Origin of the sequence: Nostoc sp. ChiQUE01b, from assembly GCF_034531255.1 — a bacterium.
Classification (GTDB): domain Bacteria; phylum Cyanobacteriota; class Cyanobacteriia; order Cyanobacteriales; family Nostocaceae; genus Nostoc.
This window is the reverse complement of record NZ_JAVRBM010000036.1, coordinates 1-26916: the sequence shown is the minus strand read 5'-3', so window position 1 is coordinate 26916 and position 26916 is coordinate 1. Positions and strand designations below refer to the sequence as shown.

18 protein-coding genes are annotated in these 26916 nt (G+C 41.5%); 14 read left to right on the top strand and 4 right to left on the bottom strand.

All coding sequences use genetic code 11. The annotated features are described in order from the left end of the window. Nucleotides 1-34: 34 nt before the first annotated feature. The 8 genes from RMY63_RS22320 to RMY63_RS22285 all read left to right on the top strand — a co-directional run bounded on the left by RMY63_RS22320 (nucleotide 35) and on the right by RMY63_RS22285 (nucleotide 14508). On the top strand, nucleotides 35-1324 hold the full coding sequence (locus RMY63_RS22320; protein WP_322730871.1) for an ABC exporter membrane fusion protein: 1290 nt from the start codon (nucleotides 35-37) through the stop codon (nucleotides 1322-1324). A 55-nt stretch (nucleotides 1325-1379) separates the two neighbouring features. Beyond that, on the top strand, nucleotides 1380-1715 hold the full coding sequence (locus RMY63_RS22315; RefSeq protein ID WP_322730810.1) for a DUF2834 domain-containing protein: 336 nt from the start codon (nucleotides 1380-1382) through the stop codon (nucleotides 1713-1715). A 13-nt stretch (nucleotides 1716-1728) separates the two neighbouring features. Then, nucleotides 1729-2895: an ABC transporter permease DevC gene (devC, locus tag RMY63_RS22310; protein WP_322730809.1), complete on the top strand. Its 1167-nt coding sequence runs from the start codon at nucleotides 1729-1731 to the stop codon at nucleotides 2893-2895. Nucleotides 2896-3011: 116 nt separating this feature from the next. Beyond that, on the top strand, nucleotides 3012-3776 hold the full coding sequence (locus RMY63_RS22305) for a DevA family ABC transporter ATP-binding protein (protein ID WP_322730808.1): 765 nt from the start codon (nucleotides 3012-3014) through the stop codon (nucleotides 3774-3776). A 135-nt stretch (nucleotides 3777-3911) separates the two neighbouring features. Beyond that, on the top strand, nucleotides 3912-5318 hold the full coding sequence (locus RMY63_RS22300) for a Rieske 2Fe-2S domain-containing protein (RefSeq protein ID WP_322730807.1): 1407 nt from the start codon (nucleotides 3912-3914) through the stop codon (nucleotides 5316-5318). After that, nucleotides 5311-6189, top strand: coding sequence for a nucleotidyltransferase domain-containing protein (locus RMY63_RS22295; protein WP_322730806.1), 879 nt, complete (start codon nucleotides 5311-5313; stop codon nucleotides 6187-6189). Before RMY63_RS22300 ends, RMY63_RS22295 begins: the two co-directional genes overlap by 8 nt. 624 nt (nucleotides 6190-6813) lie before the next feature. Beyond that, entirely contained in the window at nucleotides 6814-10449 is a 3636-nt protein-coding gene (nifJ, locus tag RMY63_RS22290) for a pyruvate:ferredoxin (flavodoxin) oxidoreductase (protein WP_322730805.1), read from the top strand. Between the two features lie 1149 nt (nucleotides 10450-11598). Further along, nucleotides 11599-14508 (top strand): hypothetical protein, encoded by a 2910-nt coding sequence (locus tag RMY63_RS22285; RefSeq protein ID WP_322730804.1) that lies wholly within the window; start codon nucleotides 11599-11601, stop codon nucleotides 14506-14508. A gap of 40 nt (nucleotides 14509-14548) precedes the next feature. Here RMY63_RS22285 and RMY63_RS22280 read toward each other — a convergent pair whose 3' ends face one another. The 4 genes from RMY63_RS22280 to RMY63_RS22265 form a co-directional block, all read right to left on the bottom strand. Further along, nucleotides 14549-15463, bottom strand: a complete 915-nt coding sequence (locus RMY63_RS22280; protein ID WP_322730803.1) for a DUF1338 domain-containing protein — start codon at nucleotides 15461-15463, stop codon at nucleotides 14549-14551. Nucleotides 15464-15487: 24 nt separating this feature from the next. Further along, on the bottom strand, nucleotides 15488-16807 hold the full coding sequence (locus RMY63_RS22275) for an acetyl ornithine aminotransferase family protein (RefSeq protein WP_322730802.1): 1320 nt from the start codon (nucleotides 16805-16807) through the stop codon (nucleotides 15488-15490). A 481-nt stretch (nucleotides 16808-17288) separates the two neighbouring features. Continuing rightward, nucleotides 17289-17876, bottom strand: a complete 588-nt coding sequence (locus RMY63_RS22270; RefSeq protein ID WP_322730801.1) for a DUF2808 domain-containing protein — start codon at nucleotides 17874-17876, stop codon at nucleotides 17289-17291. A gap of 28 nt (nucleotides 17877-17904) precedes the next feature. Further along, the gene (locus tag RMY63_RS22265; protein ID WP_322730800.1) at nucleotides 17905-18336 is read right to left on the bottom strand and encodes a DoxX family protein; all 432 of its coding nucleotides are present in this window, start codon (nucleotides 18334-18336) and stop codon (nucleotides 17905-17907) included. A gap of 696 nt (nucleotides 18337-19032) precedes the next feature. On the opposite strand from RMY63_RS22265, the gene RMY63_RS22260 reads away from it, so the two are divergent. The 6 genes from RMY63_RS22260 (at nucleotide 19033) to cas5 (ending at nucleotide 26715) form a co-directional block, all read left to right on the top strand. Continuing rightward, nucleotides 19033-19863 carry a lectin ESA-2 gene (locus RMY63_RS22260; RefSeq protein ID WP_322730799.1) on the top strand — a complete coding sequence of 277 codons (831 nt, stop codon included), beginning with the start codon at nucleotides 19033-19035 and terminating at the stop codon, nucleotides 19861-19863. Nucleotides 19864-20489: 626 nt separating this feature from the next. Further along, nucleotides 20490-21155, top strand: coding sequence for a type I-MYXAN CRISPR-associated protein Cas6/Cmx6 (cas6, locus tag RMY63_RS22255; RefSeq protein ID WP_322730798.1), 666 nt, complete (start codon nucleotides 20490-20492; stop codon nucleotides 21153-21155). Beyond that, entirely contained in the window at nucleotides 21148-23568 is a 2421-nt protein-coding gene (gene cas3 / locus RMY63_RS22250; protein WP_322730797.1) for a CRISPR-associated helicase Cas3', read from the top strand. Before cas6 ends, cas3 begins: the two co-directional genes overlap by 8 nt. Continuing rightward, nucleotides 23565-25094, top strand: coding sequence for a type I-MYXAN CRISPR-associated Cas8a1/Cmx1 (cas8a1, locus tag RMY63_RS22245; RefSeq protein ID WP_322730796.1), 1530 nt, complete (start codon nucleotides 23565-23567; stop codon nucleotides 25092-25094). Before cas3 ends, cas8a1 begins: the two co-directional genes overlap by 4 nt. A 53-nt stretch (nucleotides 25095-25147) precedes the next feature. Further along, nucleotides 25148-26068: a type I-B CRISPR-associated protein Cas7/Cst2/DevR gene (gene cas7i, locus RMY63_RS22240; RefSeq protein ID WP_322730795.1), complete on the top strand. Its 921-nt coding sequence runs from the start codon at nucleotides 25148-25150 to the stop codon at nucleotides 26066-26068. Beyond that, the gene (cas5, locus tag RMY63_RS22235) at nucleotides 26065-26715 is read left to right on the top strand and encodes a type I-MYXAN CRISPR-associated protein Cas5/Cmx5/DevS (RefSeq protein ID WP_322730794.1); all 651 of its coding nucleotides are present in this window, start codon (nucleotides 26065-26067) and stop codon (nucleotides 26713-26715) included. The genes cas7i and cas5 overlap by 4 nt, the downstream gene beginning before the upstream one ends. Nucleotides 26716-26916 lie beyond the last annotated feature (201 nt).

Genomic DNA, 26916 nt, shown 5'->3' with positions numbered 1-26916 from the left:
CACAGGAAACAAAAGTTTTATGAGAACAAAAGAGATGGTTGAAAAGCTATCATCCAAAGCTTCCAGTAAAAGGTTAATTGCATTAGTAATTGCAGCTACTGCTATTACAAGTGCAATTGTTGTTTATGGGATTTCTCAGTTTGGGTTAGTTGGTCAAACTGAGAAATCTGAGCCAATAGAAACCCCGCTCAAAAGTCAAAAAGTGGCTGCATTGGGACGGTTAGAACCAGAAGCAGAGGTAATTAGCTTGTTTGCGCCCTTGGCATTGGATGGCGATCGCATTGCCAAAATCCTAGTCAAAGAGGGCGATCGCACTAAAGCCGGACAGGTGGTAGCAATTTTAGACGCCCGCGATCGCTTGCAAACTGCTGTAATACAAGCCCAACAACAAGTCAGAGTTGCTCAAGCTAAACTCGCTCAAGTGCAAGCTGGAGCAAAAGCAGGAGAAATTAACGCCCAGCAGGCAAGCGTTGAACGTCTCGAAGCTCAGTCCCAAGGAGACAAAACAGCACAACAGGAAGCGATATTCCGCATAGAGGCACAGTGGGAAGGAGACAGAATAGCTCAAGAGGCAACCATTAAGAAGCTAGAAGCAGAACTCAAAAATGCTGAAGCCGAATATCAACGTTATCAGCAGCTCTATTCTCAAGGAGCAGTTTCTAATTCTTTGTATGACAGCAAAGGCTTAACTGTAGAAACTGCCAAACAGCAAGTAGACGAAGCCAAAGCAGTTCTCAACCGAATTAACACCACTGCTAGCAAAGAACTTGCCGAAGCCAAAGCAACACTCGCCCGCACTAACGCCACTGGTAGCAAGCAAGTTAGTGAAGCCAAAGCCACGCTTACCAGTATTGCAGAAGTCCGACCTGTAGACATAGCCGCAGCCAAGACAGAAGTTGAAAATGCGATCGCTACACTCAAACATGCCCAAACCGAGTTAGCGGGTGCTTATATCAAAGCACCGATGGCGGGACAGATCATCAAAATTCATACGCGAGTCGGAGAAAAAATTAATGATTCTGGCATTGCAGACTTAGCGCAAACAGACCAGATGATGGCAGTTGCAGAAGTTTATCAAACGGACATCAGCAAAGTGAAACTAGGACAACAGGCAGTGATTAACAGTCAGGGATTTCCTGGTGAACTGCGAGGAACCGTTGCCCAAATTGGTTTGCAGGTGAATAGACAAAACGTTTTCAGCAACCAGCCAGGAGAAAACCTTGATAGCCGAGTAATTGAGGTGAAAATTCGCCTCAATCCTGAAGACAGCAAGCGAGTTGCAGGTTTCACCAACTTACAGGTACAGACAGCAATTGAAATATAGAGTTGTTGTTTGTTGTCTCGTGTATTCCAGCATTTTTTATAGGGTGAATTTAATCATGCTTAAAGTCATATACCTTCTGCTTTGTATACTTGGTTTCGTTCTACCTTACTCCCAGTTTATTCCATTTATCTTAGAGCATGGTCTTGATATAAAGCTGTTTTTTGAGCAACTCTTTGCCAACAAAATTTCTGGTTTTTTTGGCATGGATGTTATTGTTTCATCGCTAGTTCTATGGACATTCATATTTTGGGAGGGGACACGTCTGAAAATGCAAAATCTCTGGGTTTACATTGCCTGTAATCTTTTGGTTGGTGTGTCTTTAGGTCTTCCATTATTTCTGTTCATGCGACAGCGCCAGCTTGAACAGCAAGCTGAAACACTAGTGTATTAAAGTTTTTTTCAATATGTTTTCTAAAATATTTCGCAAAACGCCGCTAGCATGGCGGCAGTTAATGAAAGAAAAAACTCGTTTGGCTGTTGCAGTTGCAGGTATTACCTTTGCCGATATGCTGATGTTTATCCAGTTGGGATTTGAAAGTGCGCTTTTTGATGCCGCTGTGAAACCTCATCGTAATTTACAGGCAGATTTGGTTTTAATTAATCCCCAATTTCAAACTTTGTTTTCGGTAAAAAACTTTTCCAGAGAGCGACTATACCAAACATTAGGTTATGAAGGTGTCCAGTCAGTGAATTCTGTCTACATCAGCACCGGACAGTGGCGAAATCCTGAAACACGTCTTGAGCGTGCCATTTTAGTTTGGGGTGTCGATCCGACACAATCACCATTCAAATCGCCCGAAATTAATCAAAATCAGGATAACCTTAAACAGTTGTATCAAGTTCTGTTTGATCAGGCAGGTCGTCCAGAATACGGGGCAGTTGGCGATATCTTTAAGAAAACAGGCAAATTTGACACGGAACTGAATAGTAAAGCCGTCTTTGTTAAAGGTTTGTTTACTGATGGTGCTTCCTTTGCTGCCGATGGTAATGTGATCGCCAGTGACTCCACCTTTCTCCAGCTATTCCCAGAGCGTAAACCCGATCGCATCGAAGTTGGGTTAATCACGCTTAAACCAGATGCCGATCCTGAAAAAGTGCGATCGCAACTTGTCAATGGGCTACCTAAAGATGTCAGAGTTCTGACTCCAGAAGAGTTTGCCAAAGTGGAGAGAAGTTACTGGGAAGCTGGTACTGGCATTGGTTTCATTTTTGGTTTGGGTACAGGAGTCGGGTTTATCGTTGGCATCGTGATTGTTTATCAAATCCTTTACTCTGATGTTTCTGACCACTTGCCAGAATACGCCACCCTCAAAGCAATGGGATACACCGATAACTATCTCTTGGGAGTTCTAATTCAAGAAGCATTGTTATTAGCTATTTTAGGTTTTCTTCCTGGATTCATCCTTTCTTTTGGATTGTATCAAGTCACCTACGCTGCGACGATGCTTCCTATTTTCATGAAAATGGAACGGGCGATACAGGTTTGGATTTTGACCGTGATCATGTGTAGTGTTTCTGGGGCGATCGCTATGCGAAAACTACGATCTGCTGACCCTGCCGATGTTTTTTAGTTTCAGAGACGCGATTAATCGCGTCTGTACAAATGTTAAAAGTAGAGACGCGATTAATCGCGTCTCTACAAGAGTGAAGAATGATCTCGCCAATGCCCAATGCCCTATAATATCCTATGTTGCAAAAGTCTTTCCCAGTAACTTCCAACTCAACAGTTTCTGTTTTAGAATCCGTGATTTCTATCAGTAACCTCAACCACTACTTTGGTGAAGGTGCGCTTTGCAAACAAGTATTATTCGACATTAATTTGGAGATTAAGGCTGGAGAAATCGTTATCATGACTGGCCCCTCTGGATCGGGGAAAACCACCTTGTTAACCTTAATGGGTGGATTGCGTTCTGCTCAAGAAGGTAGTCTCAAAATCTTAGGAGAGGAAATTCGTGGTGCTAAAAAGCAACAGTTAACTAAGCTTCGCCGCCAGATTGGCTATATTTTCCAGGCGCATAACTTGATGACGTTTTTGACAGCGAGAGAAAATGTGCGAATGTCTCTAGAGTTGCATGACAATTTTTTGAATCAAGATATTGATGCCAAAGTGATCGCTATTTTGGAAACTGTCGGTTTAGCTGATCGTATAAATTATTACCCAGAGAAACTATCTGGAGGGCAAAAACAACGGGTTGCGATCGCTCGTGCTTTAGTTAGCCATCCTAAGATTGTTTTAGCAGATGAACCCACTGCTGCGCTTGACAAAAAATCTGGACGCGATGTCGTGGAAATAATGCAGAAGCTAGCTAAAGAACAAGGTTGTACGATTTTGCTAGTTACCCACGACAATCGCATCCTCGATATTGCCGATCGCATCATTTATATGGAAGATGGTCAACTGAAGACCGATAACACAGAATCTACACTACCAGCAAGTAATACCAATTCGTAGTTCGTCAAACTTACCACCGCAGGCATCGCACTTTGCCTGCCCACTTAAGCAAATTCATATCTAGCAAGCTTTTTGGGCTTTTATATTCGTCGAACTCACGTTAATATAGTTGTGTAAATTAGGTTTCTAGCTCTTGTGATCTCAACTCAGTTTTCATGGACTAAACAGTGGTATCCTATTATTCCTTTAAGCTATTTAGATAATTTGAATCCCACTCCTATCACTCTTCTGGGGAAAAAACTGGTGATTTGGAGAGACAAAAATCAAAAGTGGATCGTAATGGATGATGTTTGTCCTCATAAGTTGGTGCGACTATCTATGGGAAGCATCACTGAAGATGGAAACTTAATGTGTAGACATCACGGTTGGTGTTTTGATGGTGAAGGTAAATGCACTAAAATTCCCATGTTGGCTGGTAGCCAAGCAGAAGTAACTGCTTGTGATAGTTTCAGGTCAAGAGTTACAACATATCCTACACAAGTTATCCAAGAATTGCTTTGGGTATGGGCAGATGATAGTTCAACAGCCTTTGAGGATTGTAACTCAAAGCAGCCAGCTACCATACCTGAATCAGAACTAGATATATCTTCCACCTCCTGGCAGATGACAGAAGTTCCGGTTGGTTACACCGTGTCTGTTGAAAGTACTTTTGATCCTTCTCATGCAGAATTTCTTCATGAAGGAATAGGTCTTTTTTCACCGAAAACAGCTGTGCCTATGGAATATTTTGAATCTATTGGAGAAATATCTGCTCAAGAAGGTTTTACTCTCAAACATCAAGGTTACAATCTCTTCAACAAAGATATGGAGGCGAGGCGAAAGTTTACTCCACCCTGCTCTAATACTACGATATATAGTTATCCCAACGGTAAAACTAATATTTTTCAGTTGTATTTTGTTCCTACACAACCAGGTTATTGTAGGTATATTAGCAAGTTTATTTCTGATGGAAATTCAGTTAAAAGAAATTTTTGGTATGAGATTCTCCCAAAGGATTTAGAAACTGGGTTACAGCACTTATCCACATACAAGCTAAGTGACCAAGATTTATCAGCTATGCATTCTCAAGAAGTGAATCAGTCATTATTAGATAAAAAATGGCAAAGAGCATATTTTATGCCTTCTACTTCCGACGTGGGTATCATAACTTTCAGAAAATGGCTAGATGAATTTGCTGGAGGTAGTCCTTCATGGCAAGGGTGCATGGAAGGTAGTGTTAAACAATTGAATGAAGAACAACTATATGACCGATGGCATAGACACACAAAGCATTGTCCAAGTTGTCGTAATTCTCTGGTTTTTCTAGAAAAGGTACAAACCTTTAGTAATATTGGTATTCTTATTTTTGTACTATTAACATTGGTTTTTATCTCGATAGGTGTTCCCCTAAGTTTAGTCTTGATACCAATCCTCATTGCAGTCTTGAGTTATTTTTTATCATATAAATCGAACGATATCAAGCAGCTTTTTATTAGTAGTATTCCCCATAGAGGTTTACCTTTGGTTAAACTTTATGGCAGCAATGCAAAAATCTATGAATAAAGAATCGCCTCAATTCATCAACCATATTGTTTCAAGTTTGCTGTCAATTGAGGGAATTACAGCGATCGCCTTGGGTGGTTCACGGGCACGGGGCAACCATACCCTAAAGTCAGATGTGGATTTGGGGATTTATTATAATCCAGAAAATCCACCCGATTTAATTGCTCTAAATCGTCTTGCCTGTGAGCTTGATGATAACCATCGCGTAAATTTGATTACTGCGATTGGTGAATGGGGAAAGTGGATTAACGGCGGCGGTTGGCTTGTGGTAGAAGGTGTAGGTGTAGATCTCCTCTATCGTGATTTGGCGAAGGTCAATCGTGTGATTGATGATTGCCATATAGGACGCATTACTATTGATTATCAACCAGGACACCCTCATGGCTTTGTGTCCTCTATTTATATGGGGGAAATTGCTATTTGTCAGGCACTTTACGACCCCGATGGTGTTTTAAAAGCTTTGAAGGTAAAAACAGAGCTTTATCCAGTTGGGCTGAAACAGGCAACTATTGATACTTTCGCCTGGGAAATAAGTTTCTCGCTGTTGGTGGCAAAAAAGGCGATCGCACGCAATGATGTTGTTTACGCAGCAGGTTGTTGTTTCCGCAGCGTGGCGTGTATTAATCAGGTTTTATTCGCGCTCAATGAAAATTACCTGTTGAATGAAAAGGGGGCGATGCCTGCGGCGGGCTACGCCAACGCAGTTGCTAATACGTTTGCTATTTGCCCTACTGACTATCAACAACGGGTTGAGCGAGCGTTTGCACTTTTAGCTGCCGATGCAAAATCAATAACTGAGGCGATCGCGATTCTTGAGGCGATTGAGGATGATTTGAGTCAATGGTATGGAAATCGGCGATTAGCAATGTAATTTTTATTGCCATCTTTCTGCTGTTGCTATGGGATTGCAAGTGATATTTGACCATTGTAGTAAATAGTCCCAAAACTGCGTAGGTTTTGCTTAAAAAACAACTTCAGTGTAGGTTGGTTGAGGAACTTAGACGCAATATTTTCAGAGCTTTGTTGGGTTTCATCACCTGCAACTAATACCAATTCAATTAATGATTGAAACACATCCTTGGGTAAAGACGCGATGAATCGCGTCTCTACAAATGGTCTATTTGTCGCATTTTTTTCAAATTGGTATAATCTACAAATTTTCTTAACCGAGTAGTATTGTTCCCGACCCTATACCCCACAAAAAAGAATAAATTGTTTTAAAGTGTTATCAAATAAAGACTTTGGTCATTGAGTACATTATTAATACATATTAATAGATGCAGGATTGCAGATGAGATATTAATAGATGCAATATTTGTTCAAAGTTAACTTAAGAGCTTAAAGCTATCAACAAACTATCCTTTAACACGGAGTAAATCCTACTGATAAATCTTTAATGCAGATAATACACTTACTTTCTAGTACTGGCTATTTCTGATTCTTATATTCACGTGTTCTGATAATGCAGCTTAGAGGCGGGGACAAAAATCATATTATGAACAAAACCTTTGCAACTATCGATGGGAATGAGGCTGTTGCTCGTGTTGCTTACAAATTAAATGAAGTGATTGCCATTTATCCGATCACCCCCTCTTCAGCAATGGGTGAATGGGCTGATGCTTGGTCAGCAGAAAATCGTCCTAACCTCTGGGGTACTATTCCCAGTGTCGTGCAGATGCAGAGCGAAGGGGGAGCGGCTGGTGCTGTGCATGGAGCATTGCAAACAGGTTCTCTGAGTACCACCTTTACTGCATCTCAGGGATTATTGTTGATGATACCCAACTTCTACAAAATTGCTGGTGAGTTGACTAGTGCCGTGGTTCACGTTGCTGCTCGTTCCTTGGCTACTCATGCTTTATCAATTTTTGGCGACCATAGCGACGTAATGGCAGCTCGGGCGACTGGTTTTGCCCTGCTGTGTTCCGCTTCGGTGCAGGAAAGTCAAGATTTTGCTCTTATCGCCCATGCTGCTACCCTAGAGACGCGAGTCTCCTTTATGCATTTCTTTGATGGCTTCCGCACCTCCCATGAAGTGCAGAAAGTCAAATTGCTCTCAGATGACGATTTACGATCGCTCATCCACGATAACCTCATACTCGCCCACCGCAGCCGTGCCCTCACCCCAGATCGTCCCGTATTGCGAGGGACTGCCCAAAACCCCGATGTCTACTTCCAAGGACGTGAAGGTGCTAACCCTTATTACAACGCCTGTCCAGAAATTGTCCAACGTATCATGGATGAATTTGGCGAACGCACGGGAAGGCATTATCAAATCTATGAATATTACGGTGCTAACGATGCCGATCGCGTTATCGTTCTTATGGGTTCAGGTTGTGAAACCGTCCATGAGACAGTAGATTACCTTAACGCCCGTGGTGAAAAACTTGGTGTAGTGAAAGTGCGACTTTACCGCCCCTTTGATATCCAAAGGTTTGTTGCAGTATTACCAACTAGTGTAAAAGCGATCGCAGTTCTCGATCGCACTAAAGAAGCAGGTAGCGCCGGGGAACCGTTGTATTTGGATGTCGTGGCTGCTATCCATGAGGCGTGGGCAGATAAGAGAGCAGGGGGAGCAGAGAAAGCAGGGGAGGCAGGGGAAGAAAATACTTCCTCATCCCCTAAAATTGTGGGTGGTCGTTACGGTCTTTCTTCTAAAGAATTTACTCCGGCGATGGTGAAGGGCATTTTTGACAACCTTGCCCAAGCTAAACCAAAAAATCACTTTACGATTGGGATTAATGACGACGTTAGTCATACTTCTCTCAACTTTGACCCTAATTTCTCTACAGAATCGGATAATGTTGTTCGGGCAATGTTCTATGGGTTGGGCGCTGATGGTACTGTTGGCGCTAACAAAAACTCTATCAAGATTATTGGTGAAGAAACTGACAATTACGCCCAAGGCTACTTTGTCTACGATTCTAAGAAATCTGGCTCAATGACCGTCTCTCACCTCCGCTTCGGTAAAGAGCCAATTCGCTCCACCTACCTAATTGATCAAGCCAACTTTATTGGTTGTCATCACTGGGGATTTCTGGAACGCATAGATATTTTGAAGGCTGCTATTCCTGGGGCGACTTTGTTACTTAACAGTCCATACAATGCAGATACCGTTTGGGAATATCTGCCGATGAAGGTGCAGCAACAAATTATCGACAAGCATTTGAAGTTATACGTAATCAATGCTAGCCAGGTTGCCCGTGAAAGTGGGATGGGTGGCAGAATTAACACGATTATGCAGGTATGCTTCTTTGCCTTAGCGGGTGTCTTGCCGCAAGAAGAAGCGATCGCTAAAATCAAACAAGCGATTGATAAAACTTACGGTAAAAAAGGTGCAGAAGTTGTTCGCATGAACTTGCAAGCTGTAGACAACACCTTAGACAACTTACATAAAGTAGATGTCCCACAAACAATCCCCACTCCTAACTCCTCACTCTTAACTCCTCACTCCTCACTTAACTCCGCTCCCGAATTTGTGCGAGAAGTTTTGGGTAAAATCATGATTTGGGAAGGTGATGATTTACCTGTTAGCACACTACCTGTTGATGGCACCTTTCCCGTAGGCACTGCCAAGTGGGAAAAACGTAACGTTGCCGAAGAGATACCTGTGTGGGAGCCGGATGTCTGCGTTCAATGTGGTAAGTGCGTTATGGTTTGTCCGCACAGTGCCATCCGGGCAAAGGCTTATCAAGCCGATGAGTTAGTTAATGCACCAGAAACCTTCAAGTCAACTGGTGCAAAAGATAAAGACTTTGCCAATCAAAAATTTACCATTCAAGTTGCCCCAGAAGACTGCACGGGATGCACGATTTGTGTAAATATTTGCCCTGCTAAAAATAAATCTGAGCCATCGCTGAAAGCAATTAACATGGCAAAGCAGTTGCCATTGCAAGAGCAAGAGCGGAAAAACTGGGATTTCTTTTTGAGTTTACCTAATCCTGACAGGCGATCGCTAAAATTAAACCAGATTCGCCAACAACAACTGCAAGAACCATTATTTGAATTCTCTGGTGCTTGTGCAGGTTGTGGTGAAACACCTTATTTGAAATTATTAACACAATTGTTTGGCGATCGCGCCGTCATCGCCAATGCTACAGGTTGTTCTTCAATTTATGGTGGTAATCTCCCCACAACTCCTTGGACAACCAACGCCGAAGGACGCGGCCCCGCGTGGTCTAATAATCTATTTGAAGATAACGCTGAATTCGGTTATGGCTTTCGCCTTTCCCTCGACAAACAAGCTGAGTTTGCGACGGAATTGTTGCAAGAATTGGGGAGTGGGGAAATGAGCCAATCAATAATTTCTGGTGATTTAGTTCAGTCAATCCTGAAAGCTGAACAAAAATCTGAAGCTGACATTTGGGAACAGCGCGAAAGAATAGAACTGTTGCAGCAGAAGTTAGATGAAATTGTAACTTTCGATCCCAATCTCAAATCCAAAATCCAAAATCTCAAATCCCTTGCAAATTACTTGGTGAGAAAAAGCGTCTGGATTGTTGGTGGTGATGGTTGGGCTTATGATATTGATTTTGGTGGTATCGATCATGTAATTGCTACTGGTCGAAACGTCAACATTTTGGTGATGGATACAGAAGTGTATTCTAATACAGGCGGTCAGTCTTCCAAAGCCACGCCACGAGCCGCAGTTGCTAAATATGCCGCTAGTGGTAAGCCAGCACCTAAAAAAGACTTAGGGATGATTGCGATGACCTACGGAAATGTCTACGTAGCAAGTGTAGCCCTTGGTGCTAGAGATGAACATACTCTGAAAGCATTTTTGGAAGCAGAAGCTTATGATGGCCCATCACTGATTATTGCTTACAGCCATTGCATTGCCCACGGCATTAACATGACTACAGGGATGAATCACCAGAAAACTCTGGTAGAATCAGGTCGTTGGTTGCTGTATCGGCATAATCCAGAGTTGCTTAACCAGGGTAAAAATCCATTGCAATTGGATATGCGATCGCCTACGCAATCTGTAGAACATTCGATGTATCAAGAAAATCGCTTCAAGATGCTCACTAAGAGCAAACCCGACGTTGCCAAGCACTTGTTAGAACAAGCCCAAGCTGAAGTAGATGCACGTTGGCAGATGTACCAATTTCTGGCAAAACGCGATATTCTCTGAATATTAACCCTAATTTTAGTTATAAAAATTGCGACTTGATTAACTCAAGTCGCAATTTTCGTTATAAAAACTCATTTTTTTTGTTACAAACATCAGAATTTTCGTTACAAAAAACCATTTTGGTTACTAAACTCATTATTTTTGTAACAAATATTATAAATTTTGATTATAAAAAACCATTTTGGTTAGTAAACTCATTATTCTCGTTACAAACATCATAATTTTTGTTACAAAAGCACCATTTTGGTTACTCAAATAATTATTTTCATTACTAACGCTATAGTTTAAGTTGTATTCAACCCAAACTTTATTCAACAAACGCGCAAATGTTGAATTACCCTGCAAGAAGCAATCTACATTCCTCAACACAATCTGTAAAAAGAGTGCAATGTCTACGACGGACTGTGACGCTCGAAGGCAAGAGCGTGTTGCAGACAAGACTCACTAACGCTTCTTTACAAGACGCTTGGCGTAGCTTGCTTTTTTGTAGAGGTACGCTATCGGTGACACAAAAACTTCATATAGCACTTCCTAAAATTCACTCTAACTTTATCAGAATTATATCCAGCCTCTTGACAATGCTTAGATATTCATAAGAGTATTTAAGTGATTCAACGGTTATCAAAATAATTTTTATTTAGAAAGTCAAATAAGTTGCTAGCTGACATAAAAAGACTGCTATCAACATAATTCGTAATTTTCAGATGGTAATTCGTGATTGAATTTTCTAATTACGAATTACAAGCTTGCAAATTATTTAATTACCGCTATTGGTCAGATGTGGCAGCACAGAAGCATCAAAGAGGATAAGCGGAGGAATATTAATAGATATGCAAATCAATTTTAGAAGAGAGCAGGTGCGATCGCCCAATCTACAACGCAGTAACAAATTGACAATTTAATGGCAGTGCGGTAAAGGCAGGAAGAGCAAATTAGATTAAGATTTTCGTAAAAAATTCTGACCAAGCAGCTTGGTACTCAGCCTCATAGTACAGATTGGTGTAAATGAGCCACCCTTATAAAATGTCTAAAATCCTTATGCAATGGGAATTACGAATTACCCGTTCATGCAGCGTCTTGTAGAGAAGCGGTACAAGTGTCTTTGCTAATGACCAAGGACAAATAACTTATAAAAACTAAACTGGAGACATGATGGCAAATTCAACTTTTAACCTTTTAAATCTCAACGCCACTCAGGGCTTTGCTATTAACGACATCAATAAAGGTGACAGTGCACGAAGTTCTGTCAGCAATGCGGGAGACATAAATGGCGACGGCATCGACGATGTGATTATCGGGGTATTCCTTGCTTCCCCCAACGGCTTATACAGTTCAGGGCAGAGCTACGTGGTGTTTGGCAGCAAAGGCGGTTTTGATGACGAATTCAGCCTTTCCTCCCTCAACGGCACCAATGGCTTTACTATCAACGGCATCAATGAAGGTGACTTCTTAGGCTCTGTCAGTAATGCGGGAGACATCAACGGCGACGGCATCGACGATGTGATTATTGGTGCAAGCTCTGCTGACCCGAACGGCTCCAATTCAGGGCAGAGCTACGTGGTGTTTGGCAGCAAGTCTGGTTTTGATGCCCAATTTAACCTCTCTACCCTCAACGGAACTAATGGCTTTACTATCAACGGCATCAATGAAGGTGACGGTTTAGGCTGGTCTCTCAGCAATGCGGGAGACATCAACGGTGACGGCATCGACGACCTAATTATCGGGGCACGCTTTGCCGACCCTAACGGCGACTTTTCAGGGCAGAGCTACGTGGTGTTTGGCAGCAAGAACGGTTTTGATGCCCAATTCAACCTCTCAACCCTCAATGGCACTAATGGCTTTGCCATCAACGGCATCGAAGAAAGTGACTTCTCAGGCTGGTCTGTCAGCAGTGCCGGAGATATCAACGGTGACGGCATCGACGACCTGATTATCGGGGCATTCCTTGCTCACCCCAACGGCTTCGGTTCAGGGCAGAGCTACGTGGTGTTTGGCAGCAAGAACGGTTTTGATGCCCAATTTAACCTCTCCACGCTCAACGGCACTAATGGCTTTATTATCAACGGCATCAATCAAGAAGACCGTTTAGGCTCGTCTGTCAGTAGTGCGGGAGATATCAACGGCGACGGCATCGACGACTTGATTATCGGGGCACCAGATGCCAGGCCCAACGGCTTCGGTTCAGGGCAGAGCTACGTGGTGTTTGGTAGCAAGGGCGGTTTTGATGCTCAATTCAACCTCTCTACCCTCAACGGCATTAATGGCTTTACTATCAACGGCACTAATATAACTTACTTCTCAGGCTCGTCTGTCAGCAGCGCGGGAGACATCAACGGCGACGGCATCGACGACCTGATTATCGGGGGAGGATTCGGTTTAGGGGAGAGCTACGTAGTGTTTGGTAGCAAGGACGGTTTTCGTCCCCAACTCGACCTCTCCACGCTCAACGGCACTAATGGCTTTACCATCAAAAGCGCCACAGGTAGCTTATTTAGCTCCGCTGTCAGCAGCAGTGCGGGAGATATCAACAGTGACGGCATCGACGACCTGATTGTCAGCACACTATATGGCGACTTCAGCGGACCTTTTTATAGCTCATTGCAGAACACCTACGTGGCGTTTGGCAACCGCGCTCCCGTACTCGATCTCAACGGCAATTCAGAGGGAATTGATTTTAGCACTACCTTTAGCGGTACTCCCGTCTCCATCCTCGATCGCAATTTCACCCTAAGTGACAATAATACTACCTTAGCTGGTGTCACCATTACCATTACTAATCTTTTTAATGGCGCAGCCGAAAGTCTTAATGCCACTGCTATTGGTAACATCACTTCTACCTACAACCCCACGACGGGCACTCTCACCCTGAGCGGCACAGATACCATTGCCAATTACCGACAAGTTCTTAACAGCCTTACCTACAATAATACTGCTGCCGCTACTGCTAACACTACAATTGAGTTTGTCGTTAATGACGGGCAAGGTTTTAGTAATACCAGTGCAGTAGCAACTACCACCTTGGGTATTGTCCAGAAATTCATCACGGGAACTAAGAGTGCAGATATCCTCATCGGCACACTCAACAACAATATTATCGATGGAAAAGCTAGTAACGATATCCTCACAGGTAACGGTGGTCAAGATAAATTTATCTTTCTCCCTGGCGATGGTATCGACACCATCACCGACTTTGGCGGCATTGGCAAAGGCACAAATCCTTCATCAGGAGTGATTTCTCAAGTTGACACGCTAAACTTTACAGGATTGGGATTGACTGCTAAAAATCTGCAATTAACTCAAAATGGTAACAATCTAGAAGTCACTTTTGAAGATATCGCCAACACCAAAGTCATCCTGCAAAACTTTCAACTAGAATACTTGGATAATTTACCAGTATTAGGTAGCAGAGCTGCGATCGGCAATATCCTGTTTGATAACCAGACCAGCATCGCTGACAGTTTTGATGTCTTCGATGCCAACTCCACTCAAACTAACTTGTTTAACAAGAACACGGTGACATTCCTCAATGACCTTAACAATAACATCACGGGTTTTGACAATTCCAATGATGTGATTAATGGTCAGGGAGGTGATGATATCATCAACGGCAAAAGTGGCAACGATTTGCTACGAGGCGGCGCTGGTAATGATACCCTCATTGGTAATGATACCCTCATTGGTGGTGAAGACTATGATACTCTCGTTGGCGGTGCAGGTGCTGATAAATTTGTGTACAAAAACGATTTTTACAGACTTTCTACTCTTCTAGTAAATACCATTAGTGACTTTAATAGTTCTGAAGGTGACAAGATTGTACTGGATATAACTTCCTTTAGTGCCATTACCTCTGTTGCGGGAAATGGTTTTAGTAATGTCAGTGATTTTCAAGTCACTAATTTAGCAGGTACTAGCACGGCGAAAATTGTGTACGATCCTGTGAGTGGACAGTTGTTCTACAACCAAAATGGCAGCGCGGCGGGTTTTGGCAATGGTGGTATATTTGCAACTCTAACTGGTGCGCCAACTCTCACGGCATCAGATTTTGTGTTGCAAACATAGGGGCAAAACATTGCTTATTAGTATGCCCCTACCGTATGTTCTATTTAGATAGACGAGTCATTTCAAACAATTGCTGGGCATTACTTCCTAAAAAAGCATCAAAAAGTACCTGCTTTCCAGATTCCACTTCTACTAGATAGCGCTGGGCAATTTCATAATAGGCGTAAGTCCAAGGAATCAGAATTTCTGCACCACTGTTATCATCTAACACCGTCACCATTTCCGTTACTGCTTGAGTTGCAGTTTGCCGCAAACCACAAGCAATATTTCCCTCTATCTCTGCTTTCATTGGTACACACAGGTTAGCCAAAGCATTGGCGGTAGTATCAATGTCTGGATATTCTGGGGTATTCTGTCCGTTAACGTAGCCTGTAAAGTGGTTGACAGCATATCCGTGCAGCAACACCCAAGCCCCATACTGAGTAATCTGATTCACCTCTTCGACAACAGAACGCTGGGGAGGTAGCCAAGGGCGGGTGAAGACTTGCTGGAGTTGTTTGGCGATGGTTTCAATATTCCCGTCTTTTTGTAGAAGAGTAAGGGGTGAGGTCAGTTCCTTTGGGATTGAAGATACTGTTGTAGAGATGAGTTGAGCGATATTGCTAGGCAATTCATCGACAATCAACTCGCTGATAAACAGCTTGGGTAAATTAAATTCCTCTTGCTGCGGATGACGATAATGACGGGCGTACAAATAAGTTTGAGCAAAAGTATACTCTCCAGCTGCCACATAACCCAAAGCTTCTGCAAGTTGCCCCAGGTAGTCAATTCCCAAGTTAACTTGACCTTGTGGAGTATCTACTAATAAACGCAATGACCGAAAGGCAATGTGGTCGTTGGCGACAGTTCCACCCGCAGCAGTAATCATTTGCTGGTAGGTACGAGCATAATTTACCCTGGCGCTGTATTCTTGCCAAAGTAATTTCCATAAATTAAGGGCAATTTTATTTGTCATTTGTCATTTATCATTTGTCATTTGTTATGAACTTAAAATCTCATTGATAATCTGAAGGGCTATCTGAATTTGGTCGCTGTCGATAACTAAAGGGGGACAGAAACGAATTGCTGCTTTACCGCAACCTAGTAATAATAAACCGCGTAAAAAAGCTTCTTGGATAATGCGATCACGCAATTTATAATCGAGATTATCCTGTTCATCCAATAAATCTACCGCTACCATCAAACCCTTACCTCGTGGCGGCGATACTCTGGGAAATTTTTGATGCAACTGGGTAAGACTAGCTTGTAATAATTCTCCCATTTGGGTAGCGTTGGTCATTAAACCACTTTCTAGCAGTCGCAGTGTGGCAATACCAGCAGCACAAGCTACGGGATTACCACCAAATGTAGTAGCGTGAGAACCGGGAGGCCAAGTCATTAACTCTGGTCTGGCAAGTATCGCTCCTAATGGCATACCACTGGCGATACCTTTAGCAGTGGTAATGATATCAGGAATCACACGCCAATGCTCGATCGCAAATAGGCGACCAGTCCGCCCCATCCCTGCTTGTACTTCATCCACTATCATCAGAATACCGTAGCGATCGCATATCTCCCGAATCCGCTGCAAAAAACCATCTTCGGGTACGATATATCCACCTTCCCCTTGAATTGGTTCGACGACGATCGCCGCCACTTCTTGCGGTGGTAAGATTGTGCCAAATAGCTGTTGTTCTAAATAATCTAAGCTAGCGTGAGTGCCGTAGGGGATATGAGTTACCCCAGGAACTAAAGGCCCAAAATTAGCTCGCTGCACTGCTTTGGAACCAGTGAGAGACATTGCTCCATAGGTGCGTCCGTGAAATGCGCCTAAGAAGGCTACGATTAGCGATCGCTTGGTGTAATATCGAGCTAGTTTGATGGCTCCTTCGTTAGATTCTGCCCCGGAATTGGTGAAAAATATCTTTGCAGGAAACGCAGCATTACTCTGTGGGTGGGGAAAGGGAGCGCGAATTGCTAATTGTTCCGCTAGTTCCACCATCGGTTCATAATAAAAATCCGTCCCTGACATGTGCAACAGACGCGCCGACTGTTCTTGAATTGCCTTGACGACTTCTGGGTGGGCGTGTCCGGTGGCTGTAACGGCAATACCTGCGGTCATATCCAGAAATACATTACCATCCACATCTTCTACCATACAGCCCTGGCCGCGAGATACAACTAATGGGTAATCGCGGGTATAAGAAGGAGAAGTTACGGCGCGATCGCGTTGTACAATTGCTTGAGCGCGAGGCCCAGGTAAAGAAGTTACTAAACGGGGTATACGAGGTAAATTTAGGTTAATAGGAATACTTAACATAATTTTTTTTATTTTTTAAAGATTACAAGAGAAAACAGAAGGCAGATAGCGTAGGGTTAGCGAGTCCGCGAGCGTCGGGCAGGAGGCAGCAAGAAAGAAGTATGAATGAAAACTTAGTTCTGGGTATAAATTCCAGTTTAAAAGAAGAATTTTAGCCAGATGCGTAGCATGAGATACAAAGCGTTCAAAATTAATCCCACGTTTAAATAAAAAAGTTGGTTCCTCCTGCCTCCTGCCTCCTAAATGATGATTAAACGCTAAAGCTTGATTGCTTACAGTAGCATTTGATTCCATTGCTGTAAGAATTACGCATTTACTGAAAAATCAGAGTATACGTCAGCGACTCAGGAAAAATACAGCTAATTTTTCCTGAACCCTCAGAAGTATTTAACGAAAAAGCTTGATGGTAAGCCCTTTCGTATTGTTTAAGACTATTGCCCGTTTTTATAACACAACTTTTAGAAAATATTTCCTATTCCCTCTATGGGAACCACCAGCTTCCCCTATTGCTGTAAAACTGAAAGCGTCCAAAGCCGAGAAATTGACCGTGAGATTTTTCACCCACAGGGAATGCTGTAACACCTAATAAGTAAACACCAGAAAAGCTCGGATTACTTACAGGGCGGAGGGCGATGGTAATTGTCTGTCCTGGAGTTACAGGTGGGTCAAAGTTTACAGAAACCGTGCGTGTGTGGCGGTCGTTTGTGACTGGGCCTAGTTTCAGTTGTGTTTTTTTGCGTAGGCGTAGCCCGCCGTAGGCATCGCGGGTTCCGACAAATGCACGGGTATCATCAAGATTGTAGCGGATGTTTTCTGATCCCTCTCTTTGGGCGATCGTTACCTTCTGGAGGGATTCTCCAGCATTTTCCGGCACATTGATGGTGAAATAGTAAGTTGCGCCCCAAACATTCACCTCTTTGTAAGTAGTTGTCGCCTCAACAAGTTTCGGCGGTTGGACGAAATAGACTAGGCCATCTCTAAGCTGCACAGCTTGAGTCACCGGAAGCGTAACTTCTCCAATACCTATTGCTAATGAGAGTGTTATTCCAAACAAAGTTGTAAGGCGCATGATTCAGATATAAAAAACGCACTTATTCTCATTCTAGTTCCTTGGGAATCAGTGACTTAGGAATGATAGAAGCTTGTTTTTCCCCAAACGAAGATTTCGTGTACCACCAAGCCCAAGCAATTAAAACAGCTTGCAAGGGAAGTCTAACTACGTGTACCCAAGGTGAGTTTGGTATATGTTCAATCTTAATAAGATTAACTGCCATATTGATATTGGCAGGGTAAACAGCAATAAAAAGAGCAAGAAGTCCCCAAGCAGCAGCTTGACTTACAGGCGGAACTAATAAGCCGATACCACCCAAAATTTCATAAAAGCCACTCAGATAAACCAATCCTAAAGGGTAAGGTAGTTGTGGCGGCACAATTTTGACATATTCTTCTGGAACAACAAAGTGTGTTACTCCAACCACAATGATGGATATAGCAAGGATGACACGTAATGTTTCCTTATACTTCTTCATGGTTTTTGCCTTATTATATACTTGCTCTATTACTTCAGTTTGACTGACGGATGTTAATCTGCATTGAGTCAATAGGAGTAAAAATCGACAAAATCTTCCAAAGTACTTACCAAAACAGTGCTGAGTAAAAAAGCAATAATTGCACTCAGCACGGGCTAAACCTTAGCTATCCGCTAACGGAACTCACAACTGGGCACTCCTGACAAAAGTGACTGCAAGTATAAATATAACTGATGCACCGGGCTGTACTAAAGGATTTATTAACTATGTCACGGCTCGGTTAGTGAAGCAAAACAACATTTTTATCAAAAATTTTCTTAACTACTCTTGTGCTTTTAAGCATAGTTGTATTAGTATAAATACGACGGCATAAAACAATCATATTTGCTGTTTAACAGTACTTTTGCCAAAATCGCCTAAGATCAGCGCTTGCTTGACTATGAGGCAAAACGTAGAATTTGCACTCAGACGAACACGACAGTTAAAACTACTTCTACAAAACCATACAGAACAGAATTTTCTTGACTGAATTTTTTGTTACATGGCAAAAAGAAGTATTTAAAATCTTAGGTTTTTTCTATGTCAAGCCTCGTAATTTGGCGAAGGTATTGTTAATTGTGCGTAATTTTTTCCGAAATCAAATTGGATTGCTATAGATTCACTTTGATTAAACAATCAAAACTTTGGAGGAAAACAATGACAGCTACAACAACAACCAATGCTAATAATCTATATAATGTACAAAATCAGTGGGGTGGTGCTTCTGCTCCGTGGAATCCTGGTGGAGTATGGATAATTGGAGCTAGAGCAGATCAGCGCATTGTCGAACTCAAAGTTTCATCCAGTGACAACGGCAAGACACTTACCGGAACCACGACATATTCTGGTGAAGGCCCCATCGGTTTTAAGGCTACCTTAACTGGGAGCGACACCTACAACGTAGAAAACCAATGGGGAGGCTCATCTGCTGCGTGGAATCCGGGCGGGACTTGGATACTCGGCTCTCGGGGAAATCAAAATGTTGTTGCGATCGATATTACATCCAACGACGGCGGTAAAACCCTGACTGGAACTATCACATATGCTGGTGAAGGCCCGATCGGTTTTAAGAGTGCTGCTGTTGATGGCCGTGTCTATAATGTGGAAAACCAATGGGGAGGCTCATCTGCTCCGTGGAATCCTGGTGGTAGTTGGGTACTTGGCTCTCGAGCAAATCAAAATGTTGTTGCGATCGATATTACATCCAACGACGGTGGTAAAACCCTGACTGGAACTATCACTTATGCTGGTGAAGGCCCCATCGGCTTTAAAGGTAACATTGTCGGCAGCAACAATTACACAGTAGAAAACCAGTGGGGTGGTAATACAGCGCCGTGGAATCCTGGTGGTACTTGGCTAATCGGTGCTCGTGTGGGACAGAATGTAGTAGCGCTTAACGTCACATCTAGTGATGGTGGGAAGACCCTAACTGGAACTACAACCTATGATGGTGAAGGGCCTATCGGCTTCCGCTCAAGCCAAATCTAAGAAGGCGATCGCTCTATACCGATTCTCGGTTAAGTAGGTACTGAACCCCACCCCCAACCCCCTCCCCGCTGTCTGGTGGGAGGGGGCTATTATGTAAATTGTTTTATTAAGAAACGCTACAATAATTAAGCAACAATCTCCATATATGACATAGCAGGTGGAACTTCTGCCATCAATGCTCTTGTCGTTGAATCTCTATGACAGAAATTTAAGGGTAGCGATCGCGTTTACTAGGTTGACATAATAGGTTAACCTAGTTTAGTAATTGAACCTTTGATGTTGTATAGTGTTGAGCAACTGTAGAGTGTTGAGCAATTTCACGATTTAAAGGTTAACACCTTCGTTTGTTGTACAGCAGCTGGGACTAATATAACCCTGCTTGCTTCAAACCTTTGATGCCATTAGGCGTTGAACATCCTTGTAAATATCTTGACATTGGAATAAATATCTGTTATGTATGGTTTATTCCGATGTTTCAAGATTTAAAAGCAAGTTTGACTGTAAAATAGAGTTCGGTGCTGGCTTGAAGCAGTATGTACTGCTAGTTTTTAATCACTACCTCAGATGCCGTAAGGTTTTGAACATTTTAAGTATTTAGAATTTTGTCTTTTAGGGAGATTCCTAAAATGATTGCATCTGTGGGTTTTTCTGCATTTCAAGATGCAGATAGTGAACTTGAGCCATTTGTTGAGCTTTGCTTTCCAGTCCGAGGGAGATGTATACCTGCGGATCATAATTATGCACTTTTCGCAGCGTGCGTTCACATTATTCCAGAAATACGCTACTCAACTGCACTCAGCATTCTAACAATTCCTGGTTTTGCAGATAAACAAGGTAAAATTCTTCTGACCGAACAATCCTGTTTCAGAGTTCGTGTACCAATTACGCAATTATCTTTGATTTATAAATTAGCAGGAAAGAGTATTAGATTAGGAATACATGATATTCAAATTGGTATTCCAGAAATCTTTACGCTCAAACCAGCAAACACTCTCAGAGCAAGAATTGTTGTTATCAAAGGACATACCGAACCTGAGTCTTTTTTAAATGCGGCACAGCGTCAGATTGATAATTTAGAAATTTCAGGTAAACTTTCTATTCCGGTAGATAAAAAAGGTGAACTTAGTCGTAAAACTCTGAAAGTAAAACGATATACCATTGTTGGTTTTACAACTGAGATTTCGCAATTAAGTAATGAGGATTCTTTAAAGTTACAGCAATGGGGAATTGGTGGTAAAAGACACCTTGGTTGTGGATATTTCTTACCTTGTAAGAGAGGTAAGAATGTTTAAGAGGTTGCTAGCAAAATCTTTATCATCCCAAGAACAGAATGATGCTAAAGCAAAGGGGGCTGCCACATATACAGGACATATTAGCTTTGTAATGCAAGCAGCTGATGTTTTAGTAGATAAATTGGGGTTATCTATTCTCCAGCAATTAGGAATAAACCATATTGATTTAGATTACTTTGCAACAACAGTAAGATTAGGTGCATATTTGCACGATTGGGGTAAAGCAAATCAGCATTTTCAGGAGATGGTTTACCTAAAAACTCTTGACCCGAACTCATCAAACCAGAAACTTATTAAGTATTACAAAGATTTGTTGAAATCCTCAAAAGAGCATTCAGATAGGCAAATGCTGCGTCACGAAATCATTAGTGGCATTTTTGCATTACAAGTATCTAGCTTTAGAGAGTGGTTAGAACAATGTCAGAATTCAAACTTGATGATTGCTGTTTGGGCAGCAATGGGACATCATCTCAAAATAGGGACAAATCAAAATAATCAACCTGCCGAATTTATAGCTGAAATTCCTTCTGGCACTGGAGATGAATTAATAATTTACACCCATCATTCTGACTTTCAAGCAGTCTTGAAAATGGGTCATCAAGCTTTAGGATTACCTGAAAAGTTACCAAAACTACCTGCAAAAATTTGGTCAAAGTCGCAATTAAAAAAGGCTTTAATAAGTCTACGCAACGAATTTATTCAGTTTGCATCGCAACTAGACTGGGAACAGCAAAAATTTATTGCTGCGGTAAAAGCAACAGTGATTGCAGCAGATTTGGCTGGTTCTGCGTTACCTTTAGCTGAAGAAGACTTTCAAGTATGGATTGAACAAGTATTATCATTGCAACTATCAAAAGATGATATTCAGCAATTGGTCAATCAACGCCTCAAAGGTCAAAAATTACGTCCATTTCAAGAGTTAATTGCCAAATCGCCTCATCGAGTAACACTAGTCAAAGCAGGTTGTGGAACAGGTAAAACGATTGGTGCGTATGCTTGGGGAGAAAAATGGGCAGTAGGACGTAAACTGTTTTTTTCTTATCCGACTACAGGTACAGCTTCTCAAGGATATATTGACTATGCAGATGGTACGGAAATCGAAGCAGCTTTAATGCATTCTCGTGCTGATTTGGATAGAGAATTACTATTTTCTGGTGACTCGGATAATTCAGAGAGTATCAATATTCGATTAATGGCTTTTCAGGCATGGCGGAAAAAATTAATTGTCTGTACGGTTGACTCTGTACTGGGTTTGATTCAGAATAATCGCAAACCTCTTTACTCTTGGGCTGCGATCGCTCAATCAGCCTTTGTATTTGATGAAGTTCACGCTTATGATACACGGCTATTTGGTGCGCTGTTAAAATTTCTCAAAGCGTTTCGCGGTGCGCCTATTCTCTTAATGAGTGCCAGCTTTACTCCCCAACAGTTACAAGCTATTCGCCAAGTACTAAAAGAACAAGGTGAAGAACTAGACGAACCCATCGAAGGGCCAAAGGAATTAGAGGAACTTAAACGCTACGACATTAAATATATTCCTGAAGTTACTGAATTTGACGAACTCAGAGAAATCTGGCAACCTGCAATAGACGCTCTTAAAAATAAGCAAAAAGTGTTATGGGTGACTAATTCTGTAAAAACCTGCATCGAAATTTATCGTGCAGCAAAAATTAAGCTTGCCGAACACTTAGCAGATTTAGACATTAAACCACTAATTTATCACAGTCGCTATCGTTACAAAGACAGACTCAAGAAGCATCAAGCTGTAATTCAAGCCTTTGGGAAAGATGAACCAGTTTTGGCTGTGACTACACAAGTATGTGAAATGTCGCTGGATTTAAGTGCTGATTTACTGATATCTGCAATGGCTCCCGCAGCTTCTCTAATTCAACGCTTGGGAAGATTGAATCGCAGGATGACTACACAAGAACAAGGAACAAAATTAGCAATTATTTATCCTTGGGATAATCGGCGACCCTATGATACAGCAGAGCTTTCTACAGGAGAGCAACTAATTAAAGAATTTTCTTGTAAAACAGGTATTTCTCAACGAGATTTAGCTAAAGTCGCTGCCTTTCTGAATTCTGAGAAAGTTGAGCAAGTTCAATCAAGTTGGCTAGAAGATAACTGGTGTAATCGTCCAGATTTTTTACGTGAAGGCGGATACACAATTACTGTGTTATTGGGTGAGGATGAGACACTAATCTGGGATATTGCTGAACAAAAAAGGCAAGAATTACTCAAGCGGGGAATCAATGAATCCCGAATGAAATTATTTAAGCAAGAAGCACAAGCTTGGTCAGTGCCTATCAGAATTGAAACAGATTATGGGCAATGGAAACGTAGGGGATTTTATCCTGTAACTCCTATTGGCAGAATTTCTTACAGCGAAGAGGTAGGAGCAGAGCAGTGAAATTAGAGTTTGATTTAGGTAATTCTAGCTTTACCTTGTTGCATTGTGCTGGTTTAGCTGGGCTATGGATGACTTTAAACCAGTTAGAAATCGAAAAAGTTATTCGTCCAGAAGGTTTAAATTGGCAGCTTGATAACCGAAAAGTTATTTTAAATTGGCAAGGCAACGATCAAATAGTTTTAGAATGGCTATTAAAAGAATCGTTTCAAATAAATAATGGACTAATTGCCCTTCGCGGTCTAGATTCGCCAACTATGCGTAAGGACGCTCAGGTGATTGTACATCAGGGAATTCTTGGCACTTTTTTACAACATACCAGCACTCATAAATCAAGTGGAACCAAAACCGAATCTTTATCATTAGGCGAAGAGGAAAAAGAGATTCAGGTTACATATAAAGTTTTACAAAGCTATGCTTATCAAGATTTTACCAGTAACCTTTGTGATAAAAATGGACAATTGTTAACAAAATCTATTAGTGTAGCTGGATGGTTAAATCCTGGTGCAGCAGTACGTCATGTTGCTTTCAGTTCTGATACAAGTTTTGAAGAACCTCCAGAAAATGCATTTGTCTTATTATTTGCTCCCATTGCTTGTTATTATTATATTCTTCGCTCAAAGTTAAGAGATAAACGCGCCCAATATGCATTAGTGATTCCAGAAATCACAGATTTAGAAAAATATGCTCAATATCGTCAAGATCAACAATTGAGATATGCCACTTATAAAGATTTTCATGCATCAGGTTTAGGTGATGCTGGGTTGCGATTTTTGACCTTAGAGAAAACTCTAAACATCACTCAAACTTTTGGTGTACCGCGTTGTCAGGTTTTGACATTGGGAACTGTTGCCTGGGCAACTCAACAAAAAACTCGGACGGATATGTATATGGTAGAAGCCACCGATGAAGTTTGTCATAACTATCAGGTTTGTGATGCTTGGTTAAAAGATAAATCTGTAAAAGGTAAAAATGGTGATTTTGTAGTAACTAGTTTTGCTAGAGAATTAATTGCTGAAAATTTAGCAAGAAATCAACTTTGGTATTCTGGGATTTCCGAAAAAGTCAATAGTAACGAATTGTTCAAAAAGTTAGCTTATGAAAGAGGAGGACTATATCAAGTGATTCAGAAAATTCAATCGGATGAACGCGAAAAACTATTTGTTCAAGCTTGTCATGAAGCAATTAAGTTTACTTATGGACAAATTTCCGAACAAGCAAAGAAACGAGGAGAAGTTCCAAATTTCGACCGTGAAACAGTACGTATGAGAACTGGATTAAGTCGATGTAAAAATTCAGATACATTTCGAGAATTTATTACTGATTTTTGGTCACGAGCCGGGAAAATTCCGACTTTACAAGAACATTGGCAAGAATTGATGGAGTTTGTACTAGTTGATAAAAACTGGAAAAAGTCTAGAGATTTAGCTTTATTGGCATTAGCAAGTTATAAAGGCAAAGGTGTTTCTCATGGAGATGATAATGAAGATAGCTTGGATGAAGAAAATGTGATTGATATTGGACTTTAACAGTTTAAATAAATCAACTTGGAAAATATTTGTAATTTTGAGGAGATTGTATCGTGTCGTTTCATTTATTTGGAAATGTCTTAACTGGGTATGGTACTGCTGCCAACAACCGTGGAGAAAATGAAGGTAATATTACCACTCTACAAAAAATTCTTTGGAAGGGAGAAGTACATACCACCGTTTCTGCTGAAGCAATTCGTTGGGCATTACGCTATTACTGGCAAACAACTAGTAACGATTATCAAGTTAATCGTCGCTGGGATGATGAGGTTAACGATAATATTTGGCAGAATGAAAGTTTTGATGATACCAATTTTATTGATGATGATGTGTTAGGTTTTATGCGTGCAGAAGGCGCAAAAATTGAAGCTTCAGATGAACCAAAACAAAAAGGAAAAAAAGCACCAAAAGGTACAACAACTGCTAAACGAGGAGTTTTAGAAGTAACTCGTGCTGTTTCTACAACACCTTTTAGTGGTGATTTAACTTTCAACTCTGCTAGTGGTAAGAAAGGACGGACTTCACTTTATGGTACTGAAGTTCATGCCACTCGTTATCAATATGGATTTGCATTAACTCCAGAACGTCTCAAAGATAAATCTCGCATAATTCCAGTTCTAGATGGTTTAAGTTCTCTAGGCGAAGTAGCAGGTAATCATTCTCGATTCCTCTATGATTTTTCTCCTGAAAGTTTAGTTTTACGGTGGACTCATGATTTTTCACCCCGAATTCTTTACTGCTTTGAAGAGAATGAAGGAGAAATATCAGTTGAAGAATTAATTAGGAAAGTCAGGAACCAAGATATTGAACCCCAAGAGTTGTGGATAGCAGGTGCAATTACAGAATATCAAGAAGTAGAAGAATTAGCAGAATTGGGGGTAAATGTTTTTTCAGGGGTTAAGTCAGCTGTGCAAAGTATGAAACAAGTTATCTCTAGAGATTTGCAACTACCTCAACTGGAGTTAATTCGATGATTGCAATGTCTGAAAAAATGTTAGCTCTGGAAGTAGAAGTTCCCATAGCTAGTTTTCGTCAATCTCGTGCCAGAGAGTATGCTGAAACTTATCCAGTTCCTCCACCATCCACAGTTTATGGAATGTTGTTGTCAATTGTGGGAGAAATGGACAGATATAAACATTGTGGAATAAAAATTGCGATCGCTCTAGTATCCCAACCACAAAAATCAACTGTTATTCGCACATTTCGCCGCTTCAAAAAGAAAGATATCCACGATCCCAGCAACGCTAGACCAGATTACCAGGAACTATTAACTGATATTCGTTTTATTACTTGGGTTCGTACTGGAGAAGATAATTCACAGCCAACACTACCAGAACGCCTACAAACAGGACTTACTAACCCTGCTTCTATTAATCGTTTTGGTGGTCTTTGTTTAGGAGAAAGCCGGGATCTAGTTAATTCTATTACCTTGTTGCCAAAAAACTATCAAAGTCAATCGCTGCGGTGGTTGGTACAAGATGAAAATGGTTTATTGACTTTACCCTATTGGGTAGATCACATTGGCTCAAAGAATACTCGTTGGCAGAGGTACTTGATGCTTGAACCTTCCGAGTTTGCTTATCCTCCTCAACCTGCTTGGACAGTAATACAAACAACTTAGAAAAAATGAGAAGGAGTCAGAATTCAGAATTCAGAATACCCCATGCCCAACATTGTGGGTAACGGTCACTGGGGTTTAAATCCCCGTCACAAAACGTAATTGCGAATTGCGAATTGCGAATTGTTTTAATTCCTACCTCTGATGTCGTAATACCATTTCACTAAAAAAATGATAAAGATAGTTAAAGAAGAAATATGAGCA